General features: G+C 59.0%; 1 protein-coding gene and 2 pseudogenes. 1 reads left to right on the plus strand and 2 read right to left on the minus strand.

Going from position 1 to position 2,469, the window contains the following annotated elements:
* The first annotated feature begins 534 nt into the window (after positions 1-534).
* Positions 535-1,536 carry a hypothetical protein gene (locus tag B3F77_RS04415; RefSeq protein ID WP_293603787.1) on the plus strand — a complete coding sequence of 334 codons (1,002 nt, stop codon included), beginning with the start codon at positions 535-537 and terminating at the stop codon, positions 1,534-1,536.
* 309 nt (positions 1,537-1,845) lie between these two features.
* Here B3F77_RS04415 and B3F77_RS04420 read toward each other — a convergent pair.
* Both B3F77_RS04420 and B3F77_RS04425 read right to left on the minus strand, forming a co-directional pair.
* Positions 1,846-2,211, minus strand: a pseudogene (locus tag B3F77_RS04420) (LysR family transcriptional regulator); the annotation flags it as partial.
* Between the two features lie 74 nt (positions 2,212-2,285).
* Positions 2,286-2,469, minus strand: a pseudogene (locus B3F77_RS04425) (iron-sulfur cluster carrier protein ApbC); the annotation flags it as partial.

Genomic DNA, 2,469 nt, shown 5'->3' on the forward strand with positions numbered 1-2,469 from the left:
CTTTGAATGCAAAGTAGTATCAGAGGCCGCCGCCTTCTCGTGCGCCAGACGTTTTTCCTCAGCCAGCTCTGCGTCCGTCATGAACCACTTGTCGGCCAGCGGACGCACCATCAGGTTGCAGACCAGGCCCCATCCTGCGCCAAGGCCGAGCCGCTGCGTGGGACATGAAGAAGACATGCGTGGCGCCATCCCGATAGGGCGTCTGCGTCCGTCCGCAGAAAACTGCAGGCAACTGGTGCGTCGCTATGTGTGATACCGCACAGACGAGGTCCGACGCTCGCATGCAAGCTGATATTGTTATGCACGTCTCGTAAAGCAAATCGTGCATAGAATAAATTAGAGGAGCTGCATGAACATGACCTCGGTTTGTAACCCCTCATTCCGCAACGCGCCGATCGCCAGTCCAGTTGCCGGGCTTGGCTGCGGCACGGCTGATGCCGCCTCCGGTGATGTATCCATGCCGCAGCCAGCGACAGTTTGGGCGCAGCGGTCACCGATCCCGTCATCACCGCCGCAGGCAAGTAACCAGTCTAAATGACCATCACTTTGTTGGCCGTTTATCAAATAGGAGGACAGAAAATGCGCCACTTACTCATTGTGTTGTCGATGCTGCTTTGCTCGGTAACCTCAGCCCAAGCCCAGATCAGCGTCGGCATCGGCATCGGATTGCCTGGTATCAACATCGGTATCAACGTGCCGGCGTATCCGCAGCTCGTCCAGGTGCCGGGCTATCCCGTCTACTATGCCCCCGGAATGAATTCGAATTACTTCTTTTACGACGGCCTGTACTGGGTGTACCAGGGAGACAACTGGTATGCGAGCAGTTGGTACAACGGGCCGTGGCAGTTGACGGGACCTGAGTATGTGCCGCTGTTTGTGCTGCGCATTCCGGTGCGCTACTATCGCCAGCCTCCGGTGTATTTTCGCGGCTGGCTTGCCGACGCGCCGCCACGTTGGGGTGATCACTGGGGCCGCGACTGGGAACAGCGTCGAAGCGGTTGGGACCAATGGGACCGCCGCGCTGCCCCACGCCCCGCACCGTTGCCGCTCTACCAGCGGCAATACTCGGGGGACCGCTATCCTCGCGCGACAGAACAACAAAATTCGATTCGATCCGGGAATTACCGCTACCAGCCGCGTGAGGCCGTAACGCAGCAACATTTTCAACAGCCTGTCCAGCCGAATCAGCAACGGCAACAAGAACAGCAACGGCAACGGCAACCACAACCACAACCACAACCACAACCACAAGCGCAGCAGCAGCAGCAGCAGCAGCAGCAACGGCAACGGCAACGGCAACAAGAACAAGAACAGCGACAGCAACAACAGCAGCAACGGGAGCAACGGCAACCGCAGCCGCAGCAGCAACAGCGGGAGCAACGGCAACAAGAACAGCAACGCCCCCAAGCTGCACCGCAAGACAAGGGCCGAGAGAACACGACTGCACCGCAAGACAAGGCTCGAGATAAGAAGGTTGCACCGCAAGACAAGGGTCGGGACAACAAGAACGAAGAGCGCGATCAGGGTCGCGGGTAATTGCACATGACAGCCTCAAGAAATCTGACCAGCAAAGAGTCCGCAAAGTGACAGGCATTCCTATGAAACCGCAGAAGATGCTCTCACGTCCGAGGGCGGCTATGCGCTTCTGGAACCCGAAGTGAGGGTGAAGCATGCCGATGCCGCCCTCAATGAACGCAGGCGCTTGATGTCAGTGAGGAGATAAAGATGATCGAAACCATGCCAGCCCAGCGTTGATATTTGCCAGTCGCAGGTGGTGGTGAACAGCTAGGCAAAAAAGCCGACTTCAGGGCCGCACTTGATCGCGTCCTTGATGCCCAGCGCTTTGGACAGCGACAATACCGCTGGCAGGATGCCGGAGTGGCGTGTCTGCAGCATGGCTGCAAAACGCGCCACGATGGGCATGGCCGTAGGTACGGCGCCGATGCGCAAGGACCCGCGCGGAAGAGAGGCCCCGCTGCGCAACTCCTGCTCCAGAATGGCATGCTCATGCAGCATGAACTGGGCCGTGGCCAGCACAAGTTCACCCTCGGCGTCAGGCCGGCCTAGCTGCGGTCACGCTTGACAATCAGCACCCTGAACTCCCTCTCCAGCGCGCACAGGGCATTGGACTGCGCAGGCCTGCGCGGCACGGCCGAAATGCTGGCCCTCATTGAGCGCCACCAGATAGCGCATGGAAGATAGCAGGTTCAGGCCGGATTGCTGGTTTCCTTGTTGCGCTGCCGCTGCTGTATCGCTCAAATACCGCTGCTAGTCAGGTGCGCTATTTAGGTGTTTTTGCTGATCGTGATCGTCGGGAATTTGGCCGAAAAATCCTTCGCTTTCGCCGCCACCGTGATCGCCACCTTGCGGGCGACGGCCTTGTAGATGGCTGCCACATCGCCATCGGGGTCTGCCACCACCGTGGGCTTGCCGCTGTCGGCCTGCACGCGGATCTGCATCTGTCTCTTA

This window comes from Polaromonas sp. UBA4122, assembly GCA_002381615.1.
Classification (GTDB): Bacteria; Pseudomonadota; Gammaproteobacteria; order Burkholderiales; family Burkholderiaceae_C; genus Polaromonas.

Coding starts and splice junctions, on each gene's coding strand:
- B3F77_RS04415 (WP_293603787.1), top strand. CDS start 535: ATGACCATCACTTTGTTGGCCGTTTATCAAATAGGAGGACAGAAAATG.